This is a genomic window from Rubellimicrobium arenae (assembly GCF_017916275.1).
Taxonomy (GTDB): domain Bacteria; phylum Pseudomonadota; class Alphaproteobacteria; order Rhodobacterales; family Rhodobacteraceae; genus Rubellimicrobium; species Rubellimicrobium arenae.
Window position 1 is genome coordinate 23,138 of the sequence record NZ_JAFMST010000014.1, and the last position, 23,766, is coordinate 46,903.

Annotated in this window: 22 protein-coding genes and 1 tRNA gene; 14 read left to right on the forward strand and 9 right to left on the reverse strand. The window is 69.6% G+C overall.

The genetic code is table 11. The annotated features are described in order from the left end of the window. Nucleotides 1-48: 48 nt before the first annotated feature. The 7 genes from J3P31_RS18605 (at nucleotide 49) to J3P31_RS18635 (ending at nucleotide 7,548) form a co-directional block, all read left to right on the forward strand. On the forward strand, nucleotides 49-1,023 hold the full coding sequence (locus J3P31_RS18605) for an ABC transporter substrate-binding protein (protein WP_210530022.1): 975 nt from the start codon (nucleotides 49-51) through the stop codon (nucleotides 1,021-1,023). Nucleotides 1,024-1,096: 73 nt separating this feature from the next. Then, nucleotides 1,097-2,635, forward strand: coding sequence for a sugar ABC transporter ATP-binding protein (locus J3P31_RS18610; RefSeq protein WP_246849665.1), 1,539 nt, complete (start codon nucleotides 1,097-1,099; stop codon nucleotides 2,633-2,635). Beyond that, entirely contained in the window at nucleotides 2,632-3,648 is a 1,017-nt protein-coding gene (locus J3P31_RS18615) for an ABC transporter permease (RefSeq protein WP_210530023.1), read from the forward strand. The genes J3P31_RS18610 and J3P31_RS18615 overlap by 4 nt, the downstream gene beginning before the upstream one ends. Beyond that, on the forward strand, nucleotides 3,645-4,646 hold the full coding sequence (locus tag J3P31_RS18620; RefSeq protein ID WP_246849666.1) for an ABC transporter permease: 1,002 nt from the start codon (nucleotides 3,645-3,647) through the stop codon (nucleotides 4,644-4,646). The genes J3P31_RS18615 and J3P31_RS18620 overlap by 4 nt, the downstream gene beginning before the upstream one ends. A 4-nt stretch (nucleotides 4,647-4,650) precedes the next feature. Next, on the forward strand, nucleotides 4,651-5,748 hold the full coding sequence (locus J3P31_RS18625) for a mandelate racemase/muconate lactonizing enzyme family protein (protein ID WP_210530024.1): 1,098 nt from the start codon (nucleotides 4,651-4,653) through the stop codon (nucleotides 5,746-5,748). Nucleotides 5,749-5,761: 13 nt separating this feature from the next. Beyond that, nucleotides 5,762-6,790, forward strand: a complete 1,029-nt coding sequence (locus J3P31_RS18630) for a zinc-dependent alcohol dehydrogenase (protein ID WP_210530025.1) — start codon at nucleotides 5,762-5,764, stop codon at nucleotides 6,788-6,790. Continuing rightward, entirely contained in the window at nucleotides 6,787-7,548 is a 762-nt protein-coding gene (locus J3P31_RS18635; protein ID WP_210530026.1) for an SDR family oxidoreductase, read from the forward strand. The genes J3P31_RS18630 and J3P31_RS18635 overlap by 4 nt, the downstream gene beginning before the upstream one ends. Nucleotides 7,549-7,679: 131 nt before the next feature. On the opposite strand, the gene J3P31_RS18640 is transcribed toward J3P31_RS18635, so the two are convergent. From J3P31_RS18640 to leuC, 9 genes are all read right to left on the reverse strand, one after another. Beyond that, nucleotides 7,680-7,756, reverse strand: a tRNA-Pro gene (locus tag J3P31_RS18640). Between the two features lie 45 nt (nucleotides 7,757-7,801). After that, nucleotides 7,802-8,782, reverse strand: a complete 981-nt coding sequence (locus J3P31_RS18645; protein ID WP_210530027.1) for a DMT family transporter — start codon at nucleotides 8,780-8,782, stop codon at nucleotides 7,802-7,804. A gap of 89 nt (nucleotides 8,783-8,871) precedes the next feature. Then, a complete protein-coding gene (leuB, locus tag J3P31_RS18650) occupies nucleotides 8,872-9,981 on the reverse strand; it encodes a 3-isopropylmalate dehydrogenase (protein ID WP_210530028.1) in 1,110 nt (369 codons plus the stop codon). A gap of 70 nt (nucleotides 9,982-10,051) precedes the next feature. Further along, entirely contained in the window at nucleotides 10,052-11,536 is a 1,485-nt protein-coding gene (locus J3P31_RS21780) for a M10 family metallopeptidase (RefSeq protein WP_210530029.1), read from the reverse strand. A gap of 166 nt (nucleotides 11,537-11,702) precedes the next feature. After that, nucleotides 11,703-13,685 carry a M10 family metallopeptidase C-terminal domain-containing protein gene (locus J3P31_RS18660; protein ID WP_210530030.1) on the reverse strand — a complete coding sequence of 661 codons (1,983 nt, stop codon included), beginning with the start codon at nucleotides 13,683-13,685 and terminating at the stop codon, nucleotides 11,703-11,705. Nucleotides 13,686-13,809: 124 nt separating this feature from the next. Continuing rightward, nucleotides 13,810-14,823, reverse strand: a complete 1,014-nt coding sequence (locus J3P31_RS18665; protein ID WP_246849667.1) for an endonuclease/exonuclease/phosphatase family protein — start codon at nucleotides 14,821-14,823, stop codon at nucleotides 13,810-13,812. Between the two features lie 59 nt (nucleotides 14,824-14,882). Continuing rightward, the gene (locus J3P31_RS21500) at nucleotides 14,883-15,605 is read right to left on the reverse strand and encodes a hypothetical protein (protein WP_246849668.1); all 723 of its coding nucleotides are present in this window, start codon (nucleotides 15,603-15,605) and stop codon (nucleotides 14,883-14,885) included. Between the two features lie 381 nt (nucleotides 15,606-15,986). Then, nucleotides 15,987-16,592, reverse strand: coding sequence for a 3-isopropylmalate dehydratase small subunit (gene leuD, locus J3P31_RS18670; protein ID WP_210530032.1), 606 nt, complete (start codon nucleotides 16,590-16,592; stop codon nucleotides 15,987-15,989). A gap of 14 nt (nucleotides 16,593-16,606) precedes the next feature. Next, a complete protein-coding gene (gene leuC, locus J3P31_RS18675) occupies nucleotides 16,607-18,046 on the reverse strand; it encodes a 3-isopropylmalate dehydratase large subunit (protein WP_210530033.1) in 1,440 nt (479 codons plus the stop codon). 269 nt (nucleotides 18,047-18,315) lie between these two features. Here leuC and J3P31_RS18680 point away from each other — a divergent pair, with 269 nt between their 5' ends. The 7 genes from J3P31_RS18680 to J3P31_RS18710 all read left to right on the forward strand — a co-directional run bounded on the left by J3P31_RS18680 (nucleotide 18,316) and on the right by J3P31_RS18710 (nucleotide 23,766). Further along, a complete protein-coding gene (locus J3P31_RS18680; protein ID WP_210530034.1) occupies nucleotides 18,316-18,888 on the forward strand; it encodes a HupE/UreJ family protein in 573 nt (190 codons plus the stop codon). Next, entirely contained in the window at nucleotides 18,885-19,469 is a 585-nt protein-coding gene (locus J3P31_RS18685; protein ID WP_210530035.1) for a hypothetical protein, read from the forward strand. The genes J3P31_RS18680 and J3P31_RS18685 overlap by 4 nt, the downstream gene beginning before the upstream one ends. A gap of 137 nt (nucleotides 19,470-19,606) precedes the next feature. After that, nucleotides 19,607-19,960, forward strand: coding sequence for a ribosome silencing factor (rsfS, locus tag J3P31_RS18690; protein ID WP_210530036.1), 354 nt, complete (start codon nucleotides 19,607-19,609; stop codon nucleotides 19,958-19,960). A 4-nt stretch (nucleotides 19,961-19,964) separates the two neighbouring features. Further along, nucleotides 19,965-20,432, forward strand: a complete 468-nt coding sequence (gene rlmH, locus J3P31_RS18695) for a 23S rRNA (pseudouridine(1915)-N(3))-methyltransferase RlmH (RefSeq protein WP_210530037.1) — start codon at nucleotides 19,965-19,967, stop codon at nucleotides 20,430-20,432. A gap of 59 nt (nucleotides 20,433-20,491) precedes the next feature. Beyond that, on the forward strand, nucleotides 20,492-21,046 hold the full coding sequence (locus J3P31_RS18700; RefSeq protein WP_210530038.1) for a DUF1440 domain-containing protein: 555 nt from the start codon (nucleotides 20,492-20,494) through the stop codon (nucleotides 21,044-21,046). A gap of 81 nt (nucleotides 21,047-21,127) precedes the next feature. Then, complete coding sequence (gpmI, locus tag J3P31_RS18705; protein WP_210530039.1) at nucleotides 21,128-22,642, forward strand: 2,3-bisphosphoglycerate-independent phosphoglycerate mutase; 1,515 nt, start codon at nucleotides 21,128-21,130, stop codon at nucleotides 22,640-22,642. Then, complete coding sequence (locus tag J3P31_RS18710) at nucleotides 22,639-23,766, forward strand: murein hydrolase activator EnvC family protein (protein ID WP_210530040.1); 1,128 nt, start codon at nucleotides 22,639-22,641, stop codon at nucleotides 23,764-23,766. The genes gpmI and J3P31_RS18710 overlap by 4 nt, the downstream gene beginning before the upstream one ends.

A 23,766-nucleotide genomic window follows, 5' to 3' on the forward strand; every position in this document is an offset into this window, starting at 1 on the left:
ATGAACGATGCCGCCGGGAGGACGGCGGCTCCAAACGGGAGGAATGGAATGAACAGACGCACTCTGCTGGGGGCCACCGCCTTCGCCGTCCTGGGCTGGGCGGGGCTCGCCACGGCGCAGGACCTGCCGCCGCTGGAGCAGAAGGACAGCTACACCGTCGGCTTCGCCCAGAGCGAGTCGAACAACCCCTGGCGCATCGCCGAGACCAAGTCGTTCCAGGACACCGCCGCCCAGTGCGGCTGGAACCTGATCGTGACCGACGCGGGCGGCTCGGCCGCCAAGCAGGTGGCGGACGTCGACTCGATGATCGCGCAGGGCATCGACGTGCTCTTCCTACCCCCGCGCGAGGAAAGCCCGCTCATCCCCGCCGTGATGCGCGCCAAGGCCGCGGGCATTCCCGTGTTCCTGGTGGACCGTTCGGTGGATCCGAACGTGGCGCAGGCCGGGCGCGACTACGTGGCCTTCCTGGGGTCGGACTTCGTGGACCAGGGCCGCCGCGTGGCCGAGTACGTGATCCAGAACTTCCAGGGCGAGGAGGGCAAGATCATCGAGCTGGAGGGGACCACCGGCTCCTCGCCCGCCAACGACCGCAAGCGCGGCTTCGACGAGGCCATCGCCGCCGACTCGAAGTTCCAGATCCTCGAGTCCCGTTCGGGCGACTTTGCCCGCGACGAGGGCCGCCGCGTCATGGAAACGCTGCTGCAGGCGCATCCGGACGTGAACATCGTATACGCCCACAACGACGAGATGGCGATCGGCGCGATCCAGGCCCTTGAGGCCGCGGGCCGCAAGCCCGGCGAGGACGTGATGGTCGTGTCCATCGACGGCACCCGCGACGCGCTGCAGGCGATCATCGACGGCAAGATGGCCGTGACCGTGGAGTCCTCGCCGTTCTTCGGCCCGCTGTCCTGCGAGACGATGAAGCGCTACGCCGCCGGCGAAGCCATCGAGCCCTGGGTGAAGGTCGAGGACCGCATCTTCACCGCCGAGAATGCCCAAGAGAGCATCGCGGGCGCGTACTGAGTTCGACCCGGCCCCCTGCCACGGGCGGGGGGCCGATCCCTGGGGCGGAACGCCCACCACAGGAGGGCCCGCCATGGCCGAGCCTCTGCTTCGGATGTCCGGGATCACCAAGGCCTTCGCCGGTGTGCCCGCCCTCCGCGACGCTTCCCTCACCATCCTCCCCGGAGAGGTCCACGCGCTCGTGGGCCAGAACGGCGCGGGCAAGTCCACGCTGATCAAGATCCTGACGGGCGTCTACCGCCGCGACGGCGGCGAGGTCCTGTGGCAGGGCCGTCCCGTGGACCTGCGGTCGCCGCGCGACGCGCAGGGCGTGGGCATCGCCACCATCTATCAGGAACTCACGCTCGTCCCGCAGCGGACGGTGACCGAGAACATCGTCCTGGGCTACGAGCCCCGCAAGCCATGGGGCGCCATCGACTGGCGCGCCGCCGATGCGCGCGCGCGCGAGGTACTCTCCCGATTCGGGATCGAGCTGGACCTTCACCGGCCGCTGGGCTCCTACCCCACCGCGATCCAGCAGCTCGTGGCCATTGGTCGCGCGGCCTCCATGGACACCCGGCTCCTCATCATGGACGAGCCGACCTCCTCGCTCGACGAGCGCGAGGTGGAGACGCTGTTCGGGGTCATCCGGGCCCTCAAGGATCGGGGGACCTCCATCCTTTACGTCAGCCACTTCCTCGACGAGCTGTTCCAGGTCTGCGACGGCGTCACCATCATGCGCGACGGCCGCACGGTGGGCGAGACGCGGATCGCGGACACCACCAAGCTCGATCTCATCGCCGGGATGCTGGGCCGCGACCCCGACGAGATCCGGGCGGCGGGCCGGACGCAGCTGTCCACCGACCAGACCAGCACGGGCCCCGTGTTCCTCGAAGCCAAGGGCCTGTCTTCGGACCGGCGACTGCGCAAGCTGGACCTGGAGGTCCGCGCCGGGGAGATCGTGGGCCTCGCGGGGCTCCTGGGCTCGGGCCGGACCGAGGCCGCGCGCGCGGTCTTCGGGCTCGACAAGGTGACCGGCGGCACGCTCCGGGTCGGGGGGCGCGAGGTGCGGATCAACACGCCCCGCGACGCCATCGACGCGGGCATCGCCTTCCTGACCGAGGACCGCAAGGTCGAAGGGATCATCCCCGACCTGTCCGTGCGCGAGAACCTGACGCTGGCCCTCCTTCCCCGGCTGTCCCGCATGGGCATCGTCGACGAGGCGCGGGAGCGCCAGATCGTGGACGGCTTCATCAAGGCGCTGGGCATCCGCACCGCCGACATGGACCAGCCCATCCGCGAGCTGTCGGGCGGCAACCAGCAGAAGGTCCTTCTGGGCCGCTGGCTGGCGCTGGAGCCCAAGCTCCTCATCCTTGACGAGCCCACGCGGGGCGTCGACGTCGGCGCCAAGCTGGAGATTCAGTCGATCATCGCCAAGCACGTCGAGCAGGGCTGCGCCGTGCTGCTCATCTCCTCGGAGTTCGAGGAGCTGATCGAGGGCGCGCACAACATCGTCGTGCTGCAGGATGGGCGGTCCGTGCGCCGCCTGAACAACCCCGGCGTGACCGAGGCATCGCTGATCCACGCCATCGCCGAGCCCCCCGACGACCCCCATATGGAGGCCGCTGAATGAGCCAGCAGAACAGCCTGACCGGCCGCGGCCTGGGCGGAGTGGGCGAAGCCCCGGCCCCGCGCCGGTCGCGCCTGAACCGCCGCTTCCTGGGGCTCGTGGCGGCGCTTGCGGCGCTGATCCTCCTGAACGTCGTGCTGACGCCGAACTTCCTGGCCATCCAGACGCTGGCCGTGAACGTGAGCCAGGTCGCCACGGTGGCCATCGTCGCGCTGGGCATGACGCTGGTGATCGCCACCGGCGGCGTGGACCTGTCGGTGGGCGCGGTCATGGCCGTCGCGGGCGCGCTGGCGCCCCTGATCTTCGGGAGCGCCTGGGGTCAGGCCAACCCGGGGCTGGGCCTCGCGGCGGCCATCGTGGCCCCGCTGCTGGTCGCCATGTGCTGCGGGCTGTTCAATGGGTCGCTGGTCAGCTTCCTGGGCGTGCAGCCGATCATCGCGACGCTGATCCTGTTCATCTCGGGGCGGGGCGTCGCGCAGGTGCTGACGAACGGCAACCTCCAGACCTTCTCGAACCCGAGCTTCACCTGGCTGGGCACGGGGCGCGTCCTTGGCCTGCCGGTGCAGGGCTGGATCGCGCTGGGCCTGACGGTGATCGTGGCCCTGGTCGTCCGCAAGACGATCTACGGGCGCTACCTGCTGTCCGTGGGCGGCAACGAGCGCGCGGCGGCGCTGGCCGGGACGCCGGTGGCCAGGGTGAAAATCGCGACCTACGCCATCGCCTCGACCTTTGCGGGCCTGGCCGGGCTGATCGACGTGGCCATCAACTCGGCCTCGGATGCGGCGCGCGTCGGCAACCTGATGGAGCTCGACGCCATCGCCGCCGCCGTGGTCGGCGGAGCCGCGCTGTCGGGCGGCCGCGCGCCGATCCTCGGGACGCTGCTGGGCGCGGTGTTCATCCAGCTCGTGGGCTATACGCTGATCGCCAACGGCGTGCCGGACGAGGCCACCTTCATCGTCACCGCCGCCATCATCGTCATCGCCGTCTATCTCCAGGACAGCCGGAGGCGCACATGACCGCCCAGCCGCTCGACCTCAACCTCCGCCGCTACATGCGCCCGCTGGGCGGGGGCACGCATCTCACCGTCTGGGTGGCGCTGGCCCTGCTCATCCTGTTCGGCGCGTGGCGCTACGACAACTTCCTGTCGGCCTACAACATCTCGTCCTTCCTCCAGTACAACTCCATGTTCGTGCTGATCTCGGTGGGGATGTGCCTCGTCATCATGACGGGCGGCATCGACCTGTCGGTGGGCGCGGTGGCGGCACTGTCCTCGGTCGTGGCCGCGCTGCTGAGCGCGCGTGGCCTGGTCGTGGCGCTGCCCGCGGGCGTGCTGACCGGCCTTGTCGCGGGCGCCATCAACGCGGGGCTGATCGTCGGGCTGCGGCTGCCGCCCTTCATGGCGACGCTGGCCACCATGCTGGCCGCGAGGGGGACCTCGCTCGTGGTGTCGGACCGGCAGGCGGTGTCGGTGGACTGGACCTCGGATTTCACCGGGCTCGGCATGAACAAGATCGGCCCGATCCTGCCCTGGACCATCGTGGTCGCGGCGGCGGTCGTGCTCGTCGCCTGGTACATCCTGGAAAGGACCTCTCTGGGCCGGACCGTGCTGGCCGTGGGCGGCAACGCCGAGGCCGCGCACCTCATGGGCCTCAAGACCTCGCGAGCGCTGGTGTTCGTCTACCTGTTCTCGGGCGCCTGCGCGGGGCTCGCCGGGGTGTTCCTGGCCTCGGGCTACGGCGCGGGTCAGCCGCTGGAAGGTCAGGGCTGGGAACTGGCCGCGATCGCCTCGGTGGTGGTGGGCGGCACGCTCCTGACCGGCGGCATGGGCTCGGTACCCGCGACGGTGGCGGGGGCGCTGCTCTTCGGCCTCGTCTTCAACCTTCTGAACTTCGAGAACGGCCTCGGGGTCATCTCGCTGTCGGCCTACTGGCAGTCAGTGATCCGGGGCGCCTTCCTCCTGATCGTGATCCTTTTGCAGGTGCGGCTGGCCCGCCCTGCCGCATCCAAGGCCTGACGTCATGACCCGAACGATAATCGACCTCCAGGCCCGCCTGTTCCGCGTGCCGCTGGACGAGGTGATGTCCGACGCCAAGCACGGCGACCACACCCACTTCGAGCTGGTGACCGTCACGGTCCGCGACTCCGAAGGGCGGGAGGGGACCGGCTACACCTACACCGGCGGCTTCGGCGGACGCGCGATCCTGGCCATGGTCAACCACGATCTGCGGCCCTTCCTCCTGGGCCAGGATCCCGCACGGATCGACGCGATCTACGACGGGATGCAGTGGCGGGTGCACTATGTCGCGCGGGGCGGCATCGCGAGCTTCGCGATTTCGGCCGTGGACATCGCGCTCTGGGACCTGCGCGGCAAAGCGGAGGGGCAACCCCTCTGGCGCATGGCCGGAGGCACGTCGAACCGCTCCCAGGTCTATCGGGGCGCCATCGACCTCAACTTCCCCTACGAGAAGCTGATGGACAACGTCCGGGGCTTCATCGCCGAAGGTTTCGAGGCGGTGAAGATCAAGGTCGGGCGGCCCGACCTGGCCGACGACGTCCGCCGGGCCGAGGGCGTGCGCGAGATCCTGGGGCCGGACCGGATCTTTGCCGTGGACGCGAACTATTCGCTGTCGGTGCCGCAGGCCATCGAGGCTGCCAAGGCCTTCAAGCCGCTGAACCTCCTCTGGTTCGAGGAGCCGACGATCCCCGACGACTACCAGGGCTATGCCCGGATCGCGGATGCGACGGGCGTGCCGCTGGCCATGGGCGAGAACCTCCACACCATCCACGAGTTCGAGTACGCCGTGGACCAGGCCAAGCTGTCCTTCCTGCAACCCGATGCCTCCAACTGCGGCGGCATCACTGGCTTCCTGCGCGTCGCGCATCTGTGCGCGCAGCATGGCCTTCCGGTCTGCTCCCATGGGATGCAGGAACTGCATGTGAGCCTTGTCGGCGCGCAGCCCAACGCAGGCTGGGTCGAGGTCCACAGCTTCCCCATCGACCGTTACACGACGCGCCCGCTCGTCCACGAAGGGCGGCACGCGGTTGCCCCCGACACCCCCGGAACCGGCGTCGTCTTTGCCTGGGAGCGGTTGGCTCCCTACGCCGTTCACGCCTGACAGGAGAACACCCATGACCATCCAGGCGGCCTTCTACACCGGCCACAAGACCTTCACCCTCGAACAGAAGGAGGCCCCCGCGCCTGGGCCGGGCGAGGTCCAGCTCGACGTGGCCTATGTCGGCATCTGCGGCACCGACATGCACGTCTTCCACGGCAACATGGACGCCCGGGTGGGGAACCATCGCGTGATCGGCCACGAGATGTCCGGCACCGTCGCCCAGGTCGGCGAAGGCGTGACGGGCTTCGCGCCCGGCGACCGCGTCGTGGTGCGCCCGCTGGCCCATTGCGGCGAATGCCCGGCCTGCCAGGCGGGCTACACCCACATCTGCCACAAGCTGAAGTTCCTGGGCCTGGACACCGACGGCGCGCTTCAGGAAAAGTGGAACGTCCCCGCGCATACGCTTCACAAGCTGCCCCCCGGCATGTCGCTGGAAACGGCCGCGATGATCGAGCCACTGGCCGTTGCGGTTCACGACGTGCGCCGCGCGCGTCTCCAGGCCGGCGAAACGGCGCTGGTCATCGGCGGCGGCCCCATCGGGATGCTGATCGCCCTGGTGGCCCAGCATGTGGGCGCGAACGTCATCCTGTCCGAGATCAACCCCAACCGCCTCAAGATGGCGGCCGAGATGGGGTTCACCGGCCTCAACCCGCGCGAGGGCGACGTCGCCGCGCAGGTGACCGAGATCACCGGGACCAAGGGCGCGGACGTGGTGTTCGAGGTGTCGGGCACCCAGCCCGGCGTGGACCTGATGACCGCCGCTGCCGCGACCCGCGGTCGGATATGCATGGTCGCGATCCATGCGCAGAAGGCCCAGGTGGACCTGTTCCGCTTCTTCTGGCGCGAGCTGGAGATGGTCGGCGCACGGGTCTACGAGGCCGTGGACTACGATCAGGCCATCCTCATGATCGCGGACGGGCTGGACGTGAACCGCCTCATCACCGACCGGCATCCGCTGGCGGCCGTCCAGCAGGCCTTCGAAGCGCTGGAAGGGAACGCAACCGCGATGAAGACCCTCATCAGGATCGGAGAGCCGGCATGAGCAACCTCTTCGACCTGACCGGCAAGACGGCCCTTGTCACCGGCGCCCGCCGCGGCATCGGCGCGGGCATGGCGCTCGCGCTCGCCGAGGCCGGAGCCGACATCATCGGCGCTTCGGCCCAGATGGAGGCCGATGGCGGCGACGTGGGCGAAAAGATCCGCAGCATGGGCCGCCGCTTCGAGGGGCACGCCGTCAACTTCGCGGACCGCGCCGCTCTCAAGGCCTTTGCCGCGCGGATGGAGCAGGCGCCCATCGACATCCTCGTGAACAACGCGGGCACGATCAGGCGCACCCCAGCAGCGGACCACCCGGAGGAGTGGTGGGACGAGGTCATCGAGACCAACCTGTCGGCCCAGTTTCTGCTCACGCAGGCCGTAGGGCGCGGGATGATCGCGCGGGGCAAGGGCGGCAAGGTCATCTTCACCGCCTCGCTGCTCACCTTCCAGGGCGGGATCAACGTTCCCGGCTATGCGGCCTCCAAGGGCGGCGTGGGCCAGCTGGTCATGGCCTTCGCCAATGAATGGGCCTCCAAGGGCATCAACGTGAACGCCATCGCGCCCGGCTACATCGCCACGGACAACACCGAGGCTCTTCGCAATGATCCCGACCGATCCGCCGCCATCCTGGGCCGCATCCCGGCGGGCCGCTGGGGCACGCCCGAGGACTTTGGCGGACCGGCGGTGTTTCTGGCGTCCAAGGCGTCCGACTACGTCAGCGGCACGATCCTGACGGTGGACGGGGGCTGGATGGGGCGCTGAAAACCCTCGAACGGCCGGAACAGCGCGGCGGCAGGGCAACCAGCCGCCGTTTTTCGTTCGCCTGTCCTGCGCCACAAACGAAAACGGCCCCGAAGGGGCCGATCTGCGGTCAATCCGCCGTTCCGGGGAAATGGTCGGAGTGAGAGGATTCGAACCTCCGACCCCCTGCTCCCGAAGCAGGTGCGCTACCAGGCTGCGCTACACTCCGACAGGGGGCGAGGTATCCCGCGCGCCCATGATTTGCAAGCCCTGATCATTCACCCGGCGTAGCCTGCGGCACCCTGACCTTGGGTTGCAGTCCGGCAAGGCGCAGCAGCGTGCTGGCGCGGGGGGCCGTGCCGGTGTCGGGACGGAGCTTGGTGCTCAGCACAGGCTTGTTGGCCGAGGCCCGACCCTCCCGAAGAACGATGTAGAGCCCCGAGGCCATGATGATCGCCGTGCCGATCGCGGTGGCGCCGTCGATGGTTTCGTTGAAGAAGGCATAGCCGTAGAACGTGGCCCAGAGGATCTGCGAATACTGCATGGGCGCGACGATCACGGCCTCGCCGGCCTTGTAGGCCATGATGATCACGACCCCGCCCGCCCATCCCAGGCAGGACAGGAAGGCGATCAGGCCCATGTGCTCGGCCTCCATGGGCCGGTAGACGAACGGCAGGGCGCAGCCCATGACGGCCAGGTTGGCGATCATCGGGTACAGCAGAAGAACGACGGGCCGTTCCTCGTGGCCGATCTTGCGCACGACGATCGACGCGACCGAGCCGGTGACCGCCGCCATGAGCGCGGCCAGGTGGCCCAGGCCCAGATCGGTTCCGCCAGGCCGCAGGACCACCATGACCCCGAGCAGCCCCACGACGACCGCGAGCCCCCGGCGCAGGCGCACCGTTTCCCCCAGGACGGGGATGGCCAGAAGGGTGATGAGCAGCGGCTGCGCGAAGACGATCGCATAAGTCTGCGCCAAGGGGAGGACCGAGAAGGCATAGAAGGCGCACAGGCCGGTGCAGACCGAGGCCGCCGTGCGCAGGGCCATCCACCAGGGGTGGACGGGCCGGAGCGTTCCCGGCGCCGTGTCGCGGATCATCATCAGCGTCGCCATCGGGAAGCTGAAGAGAACCGAGAAGAACAGGAGTTGGAAGGGGGCGTACTCCGCCCCCAGGAATTTCACCAGCGCGTCGTGCGTGGCGTAAATGCCAAAGGCCGCCAGCGCGAGAAGCGCCCCTTTGCCGTTCTGTGCCATGGGAGTCCTTTCGGACGCGATTCTGGGGATCGCGCCGACTCCCGCTTTAGGATCACGAATCGCTGAGGGTCAACCCGCTGCCGGGCGGATCAGCGCGCACCGTCCTCAAGTGCTGCAACAATGGCATCCCCCATCTGCGAGGTGCTGACCGCCGTGCCGCCCTGAGGACCCAGCAGGTCGCCGGTGCGGACCCCATCGGCCAGCACCTTCTCGACCGCCGCCTCGAGCCGGTCCGCCGCGTCGCCTGCGTTGAAGGAGTAGCGGAGCGCCATGGCAAAGCTCAGGATGCAGGCGATCGGGTTGGCCTTGCCCTGCCCCGCGATGTCGGGCGCGGAGCCGTGGACGGGCTCATAGAGGGCCTTCCGCCGCCCGGTCGCGGCGTCGGGCGCACCCAGCGAGGCGGAGGGAAGCATCCCGAGCGACCCGGTCAGCATCGCCGCCACGTCCGACAGCATGTCGCCGAACAGGTTGTCGGTGACGATCACGTCGAACTGCTTGGGCGCGCGCACGAGTTGCATCCCGCCCGCGTCCGCGAGCATGTGGGACAGTTGCACGTCCGCGTAGCGGTCCTTGTGGACCTGCGTCACGACCTCGTTCCAAAGGACGCCCGAGCGCATGACGTTGCGCTTTTCCATGGAGCAGACGCGGTTCTGGCGGACGCGGGCGAGCTCGAAGGCGACCGAGGCGATGCGCTCGATCTCGTAGGTGTCGTAGACCTGGGTGTCGATAGCGCGCTTCTGGCCGTTGCCAAGGTCGCGGATCTCCTTGGGCTCGCCGAAGTAGACTCCGCCGGTCAGTTCACGGACGATGAGGATGTCGAGCCCCTCGACCAGCTCGCGCTTGAGCGAGGAGAAGTCGGCGAGCGCGTCGAAGCACTTGGCGGGGCGGAGGTTGGCGAAGAGTTCGAGGTCCTTGCGCAGGCGCAGGAGCCCGGCCTCGGGGCGCACCTCGTAGGGGACCTTGTCCCACTTCGGGCCGCCCACCGCGCCCAGGAGCACGGCATCGGCCTTCAGCGCCTTGTCCATGGTCGCGTCGGACACGGCCTGCCCATGCGCGTCATAGGCGCAGCCGCCCACGAGGTCGTCCTCGACCTCGAAGGCCATGCCGTTCGCGTTGAACCAGCCGATGACCTTCTTGACCTCTCCCATGACTTCGGGGCCGATGCCGTCGCCGGCGAGGATGAGAAGATCGTGGGCCATGATGCGCGCTCCGCTGGATGGGTCGCGCGGGGGCGTAGCCCCGGGGGGACCCGGGGTCAAGCGGGGCTGGTCAGAGCACGAAATCCGTCACGCTCAAGGGGCCTCCCACGCCGAGCAGCAGAAGCGACATGTCCGCTTCCGCGTCCCCATCGACGTTCATCTCCAGCACGAGACCGGTCTTGGACGCGACCTGTCGGATCTCGGCCCGGGCGAAGTCGTCGTTCGTGTCGAGGCGGAAGGTCCCCTCGCCCAGGCCATCGCCGTTGGCATCGATGCCGGACAGGTTGATGACATCCCGGTCGCGCTCGAACCCGTCGATCCGGTCCTGGCCCGGGCCGGCCGGGCTTTCCGCGATCCCGAAGACGAAAACGTCACGGCCCTCTCCGCCGTTCATGAAATCCGCCCCCTTTCCGCCGACGAGCCGGTCATCGCCCGAGCCACCGTACAGGAAGTCGTCGCCGCGTCCGCCCACGAGCACGTCATTTCCGACCCGGCCCAGCAGCCTGTCGTTGCCGCCCAGGCCAGCCAGGTTGTTGCCGGCCGAATTGCCGGTCATCATGTCGTCCCGCGCTCCGCCGCGCCCGTTCTCGATCACCACGCCATGGGCGATGGTGACGCCCCCGTGGACGCCCGTCGCGTGCGACACCCAGCCCCCGCCGCCGGGCTCGGCCCGCAGCGTGGCCGCGCGCAGGTCGATGACGTTGGCCCGATCCTGGGCTCCGACGATGAGATCGGCGCCGCCCGTGTCCCAGATGCAGGAGTAGAAGGTGCCGATCCGGTCGGCGTCGGGAAGCGTGTAGGTGTCGCCCCCCTGACGCGCGGTCGTGTTCGCACCATACAGCTTCTGGAGAGCGGCAATGTCGATGGCCATGGGCGTGGCCTGGTAGCCCCAGGTGTCGCTGGGCGAAAGGCCCTCGGGGGCGGTCTGCCAGCCGTCGTTGTACCCCATCATGGTAAAGACGCCCTGGTTCATGCCGAATTCGCCGATGTCCGTGTCGGACTTGGCGCCCGGGAAGTACCCGGTCCCGTCCCAGTCGTCATGTGAGTGGGACAGCCCCATCGCGTGGCCCAGCTCGTGGATGAAGGTGCAGTAGTCGAAGCCGCCCCTCACGAGCGCCTCGGCCCCCTTGGCCGGGAAGTAGGCGTCATGGTTGATCGAGACCATGCTTTGCTCATCGCCGTAGGCGGTGCTGTAGGCCGTCCCGGGCAGCCAGGCCCAGCCGAGGATGCCGTCCCCGCCTGCATCCTTGTTGCCCACGCTGGCCCAGATGAGATCGGCATCGGCTTCCGAGGCCACCGTCCGGAACCGCAGGCCGCAGACCTGCTCGAAGGAGGTCATGGCCGAGGTCATGGCGTCCAGCTCGCGGCCGGTGGGAACCCCGGCCTGGACCACGGAGTCGTCAGGGCCGACGAACTCGGTCCCGCCTTGGCCGGCGATGTAGGCGCTGATGACGGTGGGCTCCTGGCCCGAGCTCCATTTCCGAGTCCAAAGGACTCCGTCCATCCAGACGTTGCCCGTCTCGGAGCTGCTTACGGGGCGTGCCGTTCCGGCCATACTCGACCTCCCTTGTGCGGAAGGTCGATACCTCCCGATCCACTGTCCTCCTGCCGCTCCCGCTTGAGGCACGGGGCTGCGGTGGACCGGTAACATCGACCCACCTGACCGGCCAAGTCCGCCCACGCGGAAGTGTTGGCGGGCGGGCTGAACTCTGCCGAGGCCGTCAGAGCGCGAAATCCGTCGCCGTCAGCGGGCCTGCAACACCGACCAGCAGGATCGACATCTCGGGCTGGAGGTCGGTGTCGGTGTTGAACTCGATCAGCAGATTGCCGCCTTGCTGGAGCTGCCGGATCTCGCCGGCAGAGAAGGACGCATTGGTGTCGAGCACGAAGGCCTGGTCCCTTGCGACGCCAGTATTCGCGTCGATCAGCGTCAGGACGAGATGGTCCACGCCCTTCTGGAAATCCATGATCTGGTCACGGCCCGATTCCGCCGCGCTTTCGGACGCGAACTGGAAAACGAAGCCGTCCGCGCCCGCGCCGCCGGTCAGGCAATCGGCCCCCGTGGCCCCCAGGATGGAGTCGTCCCCCCCGTCGCCCCAGAGGCTGTCGGCTCCCGCCCGGCCTTCCAGCCGGTCGTTGCCATCCCCGCCGCGCAGCAGGTTCTCCTCCGCGTCGCCTCGCAGGCGGTCCGCGCTGGCGGACCCCCACAGGCCCTCCACGCCGCCGAAGACATCGCCCGCCCCGTCCCCGATCCCGGACAGCGTCCCATCGAGAGCCGCGCGCACCCCGGCGGTGGCGGCTTCATAATTCGCGATGTCGAAGCCGGCGCCACCCCAGAGATCGTCACCGCCCGTGCCACCGATCAGGATGTCGGCGCCTCGCCCGCCATGAAGGATGTCGTCGCCGCGTCCCCCCTTCAGGAGATCGTCGCCGCCCCCTCCCAGGAGGAAGTCGTCGCCCCCTCCCAGGAGGAAGTCGTCGCCCCGCAATCCCACCAGCGTATCCTGGCCGCCAAAGCCGCTGATCTCGTCGCCCCAAGCCTCATGGCCATAGAGCAGGTCGTCGCCAGCGCCCCCGTTCACCACGCCTTCGCGGGGGTCGAGGATCTGGTGAAGCACGCAAGGCTGGCCGCCGTCCCCCTCGGCGGTCCAGGTCACGACCAGACGGCCGTCCGCCAGCGCGCGGACGGACAGGTCGCCCGGGACGGCCTCGGCGGAGGGGGCCGAGGTGCTGATCACGAACTCCTGCCCGACCCGCGCGCCGAAGGGGTCGAAGATCTGCCCGCGCACGGTCGGCTCGCCCGACAGGTCGATCCAGACCACGGCAAAGCCGCCCCCCGCGAGTGGGGCGACGTCCGGGCCTTCCTGGCTCCCCGGACTGCTGGCGTTCACGACCAGTTCCGCCCCCAGAGGGGCGCCCATCGGGTCGAAGATCCGCGCCCGAACGTCCGGGGCGGCTCCGGGGAACAGGCTGGACCCGGTTTCCCAGGTGACGACGAAGCCGCCGCCGGTCAGGGCGGCCAGGGCCGCATGGCCAGGGTCGCCGCCCAGGGACGTCGCGTTGGCCTGGATCTCGTTGATGTTGACCGCCGTGCCATCGGCCGCAAAGACCCGGGCCTGGATGCGGCCCAAATTGAGGTCGGTCCAGGCCACCGCGAACCCGCCCCCTGCCAGAGCTGCCACATCGGGGCTTACCTGCGGGCCGAGGGTGATCGCGTTGGTCGCCCTGTCGCCGCCGACAATCGCGCCGGACCGGTCGAACAGCCGGGTGGTCAGATCGCCTCCCTTCTCATAGACGGCGACGAGGCCGTCGCCGACCGAGGCAAGCGCCAACCCCGTCGCGTCGGGGCCGGCATCGACGGGCAGCGCCCCCAGACCAAGGCCGCTCCGGTCGAAGCGGGAGGCCAGGAGATCGTGATCCCTGCCCTCCGGCCTGACCTCCGCCCCGACCAGGAAGCCGCCGTCGGACAGGGCCGTCACGCAGGGCGCGATGACGGGCACCGGATAGGAGAGGACGGCCTCCGGAACCACGGCGGCTCCGGTGGCGTCGAACCGCTGGACGTGGATCCGCGCCCCTGCGGGATCAGCCTGATCGAGCCAGGCGATGGCGTAGCCCCCATCGGCGAGAGCCGCCACGTCGGGCCGGGACGGTCGCCCTGCCGCGGAACCGACCCACATCTCCAGGCCCCATCGGCGCACTGACATGAATCGTCCCCTGTCCCGGCTCGGTCACAAGGATCGTCAATCTTGGCTAATATTTTGTTAACACCCTGCTGGACCGACAGGGCTCCCTCCTTCCGTGAAGGCGGCCCCGTCACCCGGGCCAGGATCAGCGATCCAGTTCCACCCACACGAGACGATGTGGCCCCGCCGCCTGAACAGCCTCGGCCAGCGGCTCTCCGGGCCGAGGCCAGACCACCCCGGAGCCGATCACATGCCAGGTTGCGGCCGGGAGGATATAGGTGACCCGGAGGTTCCCCGGTCCCTCGGACCCGCCGGGCCAGTCCACCGTATCGAGCGCGGGGTCGCCCACCTGTCCCGGGTCGGCGTCGGCACGCGCGCCCTCGCTCCTGGGAAGGGGATCCTGGAGGCGCGGGTCAGCCAGCACCTTCAGCATGTCGTCGCGGAGCCCCGCTCCATCCATGGGATCGAGGTTGGCGTTGCCGATGACCACCGCCCCCTCGGGAACCGGGCCCAGATCGCCGTCCAGCAGGCGGAGCCAGACCGCAAGCTCATCCGCATTGCGGAGAGAGTTGCGCCGCTCGGGTCCGTCATGGATGGGCGGCGTCGCGGACCAGGCCAGCAGGGTCACGCGCCCGGCCGGCGTCTCGACCGGGACGATCCAATGGCCCGAGGAGGACAGGCGCTGGATGGCCTGCGCCGCATCGGACGGGAAGGGATGCCCGTCCATCCTGGGCAGCCGCGCGCCCGGCAGGTCCCGCCAGAGGAGGCCGGATAGGTCGCGCATCTCGCCCAACGGCCAGCGGGAGAGGAGCGCGAGGCCGCCCTCGCCGGCGAAATGCCCGTAGCCCTGGGCGTCGCCCGGCCCTCCCAGCCGCCCATCGCCATCGAGGTCGAGGCCGGAGGCCAGCCCGGCGTTCGAAGGCAACGCCATCCGGTACGGGTAGGCGAGCCCCTGTTCCGCAAGCCGGTCGGCCAGGGACGACAAGGCCGCACCATCTCCGTCCCAGTCCATGTCCGTCAGCAGGAGGATGTCGGGACGGACCGCAGCCAGCGTCGAGATGACCCCGGCGATGGCCGGGTCCTCGCCCTTGAGTAGGTCTCGCAGGAGGAGCCCGGGCCCGGCCCGGCTCAGATCCGCCCCCCAAGTGGCCAAACGCAACGGATCGGCCACCGCCGGGGCGGCGACGGCCAGCCCCAGAAGGACGGCAAGGGTTCGGATCAGACCGTTTGCGGCAGCCCGCCCGACTGGCGCAAGCGCGCACGGTGGGCGGTGATCATCCCTGCGAGCCGAGTCATCGCCACCCCTCGCATCACGAAGCTCGCGGGGATGAACGCCCATGCTATCACTGTCCAGACCAGGGCCGCAGGTTCCCGCAGCATCATGCCATCAAAGGGAGCTGCCAGCACGTCCGCGACCAGCGGCAGGAGGAACGGCAGCAGGAGGCCCAGCAACATGTTGGCCTGGGCATCCCGGCGGAGGCGGGCCACGACGTCCCCGCCGGTCGCGGGGTCGAACTGGGGAAGGTTGATCCAGATGTTGAAGCTCCGGCACCGGGGCCAGAGACGAAGCCACACCAGCGCGGCAAACGCCGCCACCATCAGGAGGGACAGGATATAGGCGGTCGCCGCCGCGCGCCCGATGGCCGTGACCAGAGCGGGATCAGCGCCCTCCGGCAAGGTCCCGAGCAGAAGGTGCAGGGGCGACCACCGCAGGTCGAGAGCCCAGGCCAGGCCTTCTCCGATCCGGCACGCCGCCAGGGACAGCATGTCCTGCGGCCCGCCCCGGAGCATGAGGCACACCAGCATCACGGCGAGGAAGAGCGCCGATATGCGGACACGATTGTAAGGACGGGCGTCACGGAACTCGAGGAGGCTGGGGGCGCGAACCGTGTATTCGAGACCAGTGAACAGGGCCGCCATGATCGCGAAGAGCGCCGCCAACTGCCGAGAGCTGGGGGACCCCTGCCCAAGCATGAGCTGGGGGAGGATTATGAGCAACGCCACCAAGCCAGCACGCAGCACCGCCGACGGTGCCCGCGAACCCACGATGCGCGACATCCAGTTCCTGTCCCACTCGGGGCCGGGGGCGATTTCGTGCTTACGCTCTCCGGCCGATTGCCGCCCCAAGCCGACGGCCTGACAATCTTTGTACCTAAGCCGGACTATTGATCGGAAGGCGTAGGTTGCGCAACGGAAAAACAACCATCGGTTGTCATCCAAAGCCTCGTAAGCAAGAAAATGCTGAGTCGTGGCACTTTCAGCACAGCTTTCCGGAGGCTTGCGGGACTGCGCAGGACAGGCGCAGCCCCTTTGATTGCTGGCTCAGACCCAGGGGCGGGCTTGGGACAGCTGGGATTCGAAGGCCGCGATGGCGCCGGCCTTTTCCATGGTCAATCCGATGTCATCCAGCCCGTTCAACAGGCAATGTTTGCGGAAGGGGTCGATCTCGAACCGAATCACCTGCCCGTCGGACAGGGTGATCGTCTGCGCCTCGAGGTCCACCTCGATCCGGGCGTTGGCGCCCTTCTCGGCGTCCTTCATGCAAAGGTCGCGCTCGGCCTCGGGGAGGACGATCGGCAGGATGCCGTTCTTGAAGCAGTTGTTGAAGAAGATGTCCGCGAAGGACGTGGAGATCACGCAGCGGATGCCAAAGTCGGCCAGCGCCCAGGGCGCATGCTCGCGCGAGGAGCCGCAGCCAAAGTTGTCGCCAGCCACCAGAATCGTGGCGGCGCGGTAGGCCGGCCGGTTCAGCACGAAGTCCGCGATCTCGGTGCCGTCCTGGTTGTAGCGCATCTCGTCGAACAGGTTCACCCCCAGGCCCGACCGCTTGATGGTCTTCAGGAACTGCTTGGGGATGATCATGTCCGTGTCGATGTTGACGAGCGGCATGGGCGCGGCGATGCCGCTCAGGTGGGTGAACTTGTCCATGGTCCCGTCTCCTCTCAGGCCAGTTCCGGCTCTTGGGCCATCAGCTCGCGCACGTCGGTCAGGTGACCGGTCAGCGCGGCGGCGGCGGCCATCGCGGGCGAGGCGAGGTGCGTGCGCCCGCCCCGGCCCTGGCGGCCTTCGAAGTTGCGGTTCGAGGTCGAGACGCAACGCTCGCCCGGCGCCAGTTGGTCGGGGTTCATGGCGAGGCACATGGAGCAGCCCGCGAGGCGCCATTCGAAGCCCGCATCGATGAAGATCTGGGCCAGGCCCTCTTCCTCGGCCTGGGCGCGCACGAGGCCCGAGCCGGGAACGACCATGGCACGGAGGCCGTCCTTGATCTTCTTGCCCTTCAGGATCGCGGCGGCGGCACGCAGATCCTCGATCCGGCCGTTGGTGCAGGAGCCGATGAACACCGTGTCGATCGTGATGTCCTGCAGGCGCTGGCCGGGCTGGAGCCCCATGTACTCGATCGACCGCTTCGCCGCCTCGACCTTGCCGCCGGTGAACTGCGACGGATCGGGCACGACGTCGGTGATCGGCAGCACGTCCTCGGGCGAGGTGCCCCAGGTCACGACGGGGGCGATGTCCTCGCCGCGGATCGTCACCACCTTGTCGAAATGCGCGCCCTCATCGGTGAAGAGCGTCTTCCACCAGTTCAGCGCGGCCTCCCACTGGGCACCCTTCGGCGCGTGGGGGCGGCCCTGGACATAGGCGAAGGTCTTTTCGTCGGGCGCGATCAGGCCCGCGCGGGCGCCGCCCTCGATGGCCATGTTGCAGACCGTCATGCGGCCTTCCATGGACAGCTCGCGGATCGCCTGGCCGCAGTACTCGATGACGTAGCCGGTGCCGCCCGCGGTGCCGGTGGCGCCGATGACCGACAGCGTGATGTCCTTGGCGGTGACGCCGGGGCGCAGGGACCCGGTGATCTCCACCTTCATGTTCTTGGACTTCTTCTGGATCAGCGTCTGGGTGGCGAGGACATGCTCGACCTCGCTCGTGCCGATGCCATGCGCCAGCGCGCCGAAGGCCCCGTGCGTCGCGGTGTGCGAGTCGCCGCAGACCACGGTCATGCCCGGCAGCGTCCAGCCCTGCTCGGGCCCGACGATGTGGACGATCCCCTGACGGATATCGGACACGGGATAGTAGTTGATCCCGAAGTCCTTGGCGTTCTTGTCGAGCGCCTCGACCTGGATGCGCGACTCCTCGTTGTCGATGCGCTTGTCCCGGCCTTCGGTCGTGGGGACGTTGTGGTCCGGCACGGCGATGGTCTTTTCCGGCGCGCGGACCTTGCGGCCGGTCATGCGCAGACCTTCGAAGGCCTGGGGCGAGGTCACCTCGTGGACGAGGTGTCGGTCGATGTAGAGCAGGCAGGTGCCGTCGGGCTGCTCATCGACGAGGTGGGCATCCCAGATCTTGTCGTACAGGGTCCGGGGCTTGGAGGGGTTCGGGGACATGAGTCCGCTCCTGGCAGGGGGTCGTGACGGGAAGGGTTCGACAAAAGGTGCGCGCCGCGCGCGCCGACGCGAACGGATTACGCTTGCGCGCGAATGCCGTGGGTGGCTCCGAAGAACCGCCAGGGGAGCCTGTCCCGGTCGCCCATGTCGAAAACATGCGTCATGAGGCGGCACATACACATTCGGCCTCTTCGCTGCAAGAAAAACGCGGACCTTGCGGGCGGATGTCGCAGCCGCCAAGTTCGCGCCGAACGATCCGGAGAGATGACATGAAACGCATAGCCCTCCTGGCCCCCTGGGTCCTTCTGGCCCCCGGCGCGGCCCTGGCCCACAGCGCAGAGGCCGGCGGGCTGGTCAGCGGGCTGTCCCATCCGATCCTGGGCCCGGATCACGTGGTGGCCATGGTGGCCGTCGGCCTTTGGGGCGCGATCCTGGGTCGTCCCGCGCTCTGGGCCCTGCCGGTGGCGTTTCCGCTCGTGATGGCGTTCGGGGGGATGCTGGGGATCATGGGCGTGCCCCTGCCATCGGTCGAAACGGCGATTGCGCTGTCCGGCGTGGTGCTGGGGCTCCTCGTGGCCTTCGCGGTGCGGCTTCCCCTGGTCCCGGCCTGCCTGATCGTCGGAACCTTCGCGCTGTTCCATGGCTACGCCCACGGCGCGGAACTGCCCGCTTCGGCCAACCCGCTCGCCTTTGCCGTGGGCTTCGTGATCTCGACCGGGGCCCTGCACCTGCTGGGCGTCGGCGTGGGCGAAGCGACGGTAGCCCGGGGCAAGCCGATCCTGCGGACCCTCGGGGCGGCGATCGCGCTGACCGGGGGCGCCTTCCTCGCCGGCCTGGCGTGAGGCGGGCCGCAGGCCGGGCCGGACGGGCGGGCCTGCTTCTGCTCCTGGGGGCGGGGCCCGCCGTGGCGCACGGCATCCCCCGCAACGTCGGCGAGGGCCTTGCCGCGAGCGGAGGCCCGCTCCTCCTGCCCCTGCTGGCGCTCGGCCTCATGGCCGTCATGGCACGCCGGAGGGAGTTCGTCCTGGCTGGAGCGGCGGGGCTCCTGGCTGGCCTGATCCTGGCCCCTTGGATCGGGCCGAACGCCGATCTCCTGGCGCTGGCGGCCGGTTTCGCCTGCGCGGTCCTGACGGCCACGGGCCTGCCGCTGGCTGGTCCCGGCCACATGGCGCTGGCAGCGCTGACCGGGACGCTGGCCGGAGCGGCCCTGACCGGCGGGCATGACCCCCGGACCCTGCCGGCCGGGGGTCTGGCCGGCCTGGCGCTGGGGAGCCTGGTGGCCCTTGCAGGACCTTTCGCCCTTGCGCCACTCCTGTCGCGCTGGCCCGGCCCTCTGCGCATCGGGCTGCGGGTCGCGGCCTCATGGGTGGCCGCCATAAGCGCCTTGGCGCTCTCGCTCACATTCGCGGGACCGCTTCCTTGAGAGGAGATGCCCGCGATGCTATCTTTCAGGCAAGCCCTGCGCCGGGGCTGACGGCGCGCAGAAAGGAGGATGACTCCCTGTCACCCGACGCTCACGCGGCGCCAGCCGCAACCCCCGGGCCCACGCCCGACCCCCAGATGACCAGCGAGGATCTCCTCAAGGTGGTCATCGACTCCCTCGAGGATGACAAGGCCGAGGATATCGTCACGATCGACCTGCGCGGCCGCTCCGAGATGGGTGACTTCATGGTGATCGCCTCCGGCCGCTCCACCCGCCAGGTGGCCGCCATCGCCGAGAAGCTCGCCGACCGGCTGAAGCAGGATCATGGCATCCTTTCCAAGATGGAAGGCAAGGAGACCGCCGACTGGGTGCTGATCGACACGGGCGACGTCATCGTCCACGTCTTCCGGCCCGAGGTGCGCGACTTCTACCAGCTCGAGAAGATGTGGATGCCCTCCGGAGCCGCCAACCGGTCCGCCGCGGCAGGCTGACCCGTTGCGAGTGACGATCCTCGCCGTGGGCCGCCTGCGGGCGGGCCCCGAGAGGGAGATGCTCGACGACTTCCTGACCCGCTTCGACCGGACCGGCCGCTCCCTGGGCCTGGGCCCGGCCTCGGTCGTGGAGGTGGAGGCGAAGCCCGGGGCCGGCATGGCGGCCGAGGGGGCGCTCCTCCAGGCTCGCGTTCCCAAGGACGGCTGGCTTTGCTGCCTCGATGAAAGGGGCGATCTTCTGACCTCGCCCACCTTCGCGGGACGCCTCGACCGCTGGAAGATGGAGCGCCGCGAGGCGGTGTTCGTGATCGGCGGGGCGGACGGCATCGACCCCTCGGTGACGGGGCGCGCGGACCTGCTCCTGTCCCTTGGCCCGATGGTCTGGCCGCACATGCTGGTCCGCGTCATGCTGGCCGAGCAGCTGTACCGGGCCGCGACGATCCTGGCCGGAACGCCCTACCACCGGTCCTGAGGCGCGGAACCTTCCGGTCCCCCGCCGGTTGCCCCAGCACCAACCGGGCGGAGGGCGGCATGAGCCAGGGCGATCATCGTGCGGACCGGCAGGGCGACGGCCTCCTTGGAACGCTCCTGAAGGGAGCGGCCGCAGGGGCGGCAGCCATGTGGGTGCTGGACCGGGTGGACTGGGCGATGTGGGACGCCGAAGCCTCCGAGACCCGGGCCCAGACCCGCCGCGCACGGCCCGGCGGGCTCGATCCGGCCCATGTGGCGGCGAACCGGATCGCCGGGGCCATGGGCCGCGAGCTCAACCCGCCCCAGCCCCATCCAGCGGGCCTGGCCCTCCATTATTCCTTCGGCATGGTCCCGACCCTGGCCTACGCCGTCCTGCGGCACCGCCATCCCGCCGTGGCGGCCGGCGGCGGCACGCTCTGGGGTCTGGCCATGACCCTGATCGAAGACGAGGGGATCAATCCGGCCCTGGGCCTGGCCGCGCCGCCGCAGCACTACCCCTGGCAGGATCACGCCCGTTCGGTCGTGGCCCACGCCGTCCTGGGGGCGGTGGCCGAAGGGGTGCTGCGCGCCCTGGACGGGCCTCCCGGCCGCCCCCGGCGGCTCGTGGCCCCTTAGCGGGGCTTCGGGCGGGCCGGCCATGGTTTCCCTTTGCGTGCCGGTCGTCTAGAACGGCGCCGTCACGAAGGGAGAACGTCCATGCCAAAGCCAGTCGTCCTTTGCATCCTCGACGGTTGGGGCCTGCGGGACGACCCCTTCGCCAACGCTCCGAAGCTGGCGCAGACCCCTACCTTCGACCGTCTCTGGACGGACTTCCCGCACGCCCAGCTCGTCACGCACGGGCCGGACGCCGGCCTGCCGCGCGGGCAGATGGGCAATTCCGAGGTCGGGCACACCAACATCGGCGCGGGGCGGGTCGTGGCGATGGACCTGGGCCAGATCGACCTCGCCATCGAGGACGGCTCGTTCGCCGCCAATGCGGCGCTGCAGGCCTTCATCGCGACGCTCAGGCGGTCTGGCGGCACGGCCCATCTGGTGGGCGTGGCGTCGGATGGCGGCGTGCATGGGCACATCGCCCACACCCTCGCGGCAGCACGGATCATCGCGGCGGCCGGCGTGCCGGTGGCGATCCACGCGATCACCGACGGCCGCGACGTCGCCCCGACCTCCGCCGGCGACTTCATCGCCGAATTGCAGCGCGGGCTGCCCGACGGCGCGCGGATCGCGACGGTGATCGGGCGCTACTATGCCCTGGACCGCGACAACCGGTGGGAACGGGTCCGGACCGCCTACGACGCCATCGCCGAGGCGAAGGGCGCCCGCGCCAAGGACGCCGCAAGCGCCGTGAGCCTTGCCTCCGAACGGGGCCAGACCGACGAGTTCATCGAGGCCACGGTGCTGGACGGCTACGAGGGCCTGAAGCCCGAAGACGGGCTTTTCTGCCTCAACTTCCGGGCCGACCGCGCGCGGGAGATCCTGGCGGCCCTGGCCGACCCGGACTTTGCGGGTTGGGACCGCGGCCCGGCCCCGACGCTCGCCGCCCGGCTCGGCATGGTGACCTATTCGGACCGGCACGACGCCTGGTATCCGCAGGTCTTCCCCAAGCGGGACATCGTGAACACGCTGGGCGCCTGGGTGGCCTCCAAGGGCCTGCGCCAGTTCCGCCTGGCCGAGACCGAGAAGTATCCGCACGTCACATTCTTCCTGAACGGCGGGATCGAGACGCCCTACCCGGGCGAGGACCGGTACATGGCGCCCTCGCCCAAGGTCGCGACCTATGACCTCCAGCCCGAGATGTCGGCCGAGGAGGTCACGGACCACTTCGTCCAGGCCATCGAGGCGGGCTACGACCTGATCGTGACCAACTACGCCAACCCGGACATGGTCGGCCACACCGGCGACCTTGCCGCGGCGATCAAGGCCTGCGAGGCGGTGGACCGGGGCCTGGCCCGCGTCCTCGCCGCGCTGGACAAGGCCGGGGGCGCCATGGTCGTCACCGCCGATCATGGCAACTGCGAGCTGATGGTCGATCCGGAGACGGGCGGCCCCCACACCGCCCACACCACGAACCCCGTCCCGGTCATCCTGTTCGGCGGGCCGCAGGGCGTGGCCTTGCGCGACGGGCGCCTTGCCGACCTCGCGCCGACCATCCTGGACCTCATGGGCCTCGACCTGCCGCCCGAGATGACGGGACGGAGCCTGATCCAGAGATGAGGCGCGCCCTCGCGCTCGTGGCGCTCCTGGCCCTGCCCGTCCCGGCCGCCGCGCAGCAGCCCGGCACGGCGGAGGCGGCGGCGCAGGCCGCCCGTCAGCTGCACGAGGCCACGCAGATGATGGAGGGCGCCACGGGCGCCGAGGACCGGCTCGCCGCGCTGACGCGGACGGTGAAGGCCTACGAGGACGGGCTCGGGCTCCTTCGGGACACGCTTCGCCGGGTCGCCGTGGAACGGTCCCGCATCGAGGCCGAACTGCAGGCCGACCGCGAGGGGATCGCCCAACTCCTGGGGGTGCTCCAGTCCATGGGGCAGGCGCCCGAGCCGGTGCTGATGCTGCACCCGTCAGGGCCGCTCGGGACGGCCCGGGCGGGGATGATGCTCGCCGACGTGACGCCGGCCCTCCAGGCCAAGGCCGAGGCCCTGCGCGGCAAGCTCGAGACGCTGTCCGCGATCCAGGCCACGCAGGACGAGGCCGCGCAGACGCTCCGCGACGGCCTGTCCAACGTGCAGGCCGCCCGGGCCGCGCTGGCCGCCGCTGCCGCCGACCGGACGGAACTGCCCCGCGCCTATACCGAGGATCCGGTGGCGACCGCGCTGCTGATGGCCTCCACGGAGTCGCTGGACGGGTTTGCCGAAGGGCTGGCGCAAACGGTGGACGAGCAGCTCTCGACCCCGCCCGACGAGGCGACGGCCCGCAAGGGCGACCTGCCCCTGCCCGTCGAGGGGACGATCCTTCGCCGGCCGGGTGAGGCCGACGCTGCGGGCGTCACTCGTCCGGGGCTGGTCATCGCGACCGATCCGCGCGCCCTGGTCAGCGTTCCGGTGGCCGCCACGCTGCGCTTCCGGGGGCCGCTGCTCGATTATGGCACCGTGGCGATCCTTGAGCCCGCGCCAGGCACGCTCTTCGTGATTGCCGGCCTGGGCGAGGTGTATGGCAATGCAGGCGAGATCCTGCCCGAAGGTGCGCCTCTGGGCCTCATGGGAGGGGAAACGCCGGATGCTGACGCGATATTGACCGCTCCGGCGAGCGCAGGGGGTAGTGCCCGGACAGAGTCCCTGTATCTTGAGGTTCGCGACGCCGATGGTCCCGTGGACCCCGGCACCTGGTTCCGGCTGGACTGA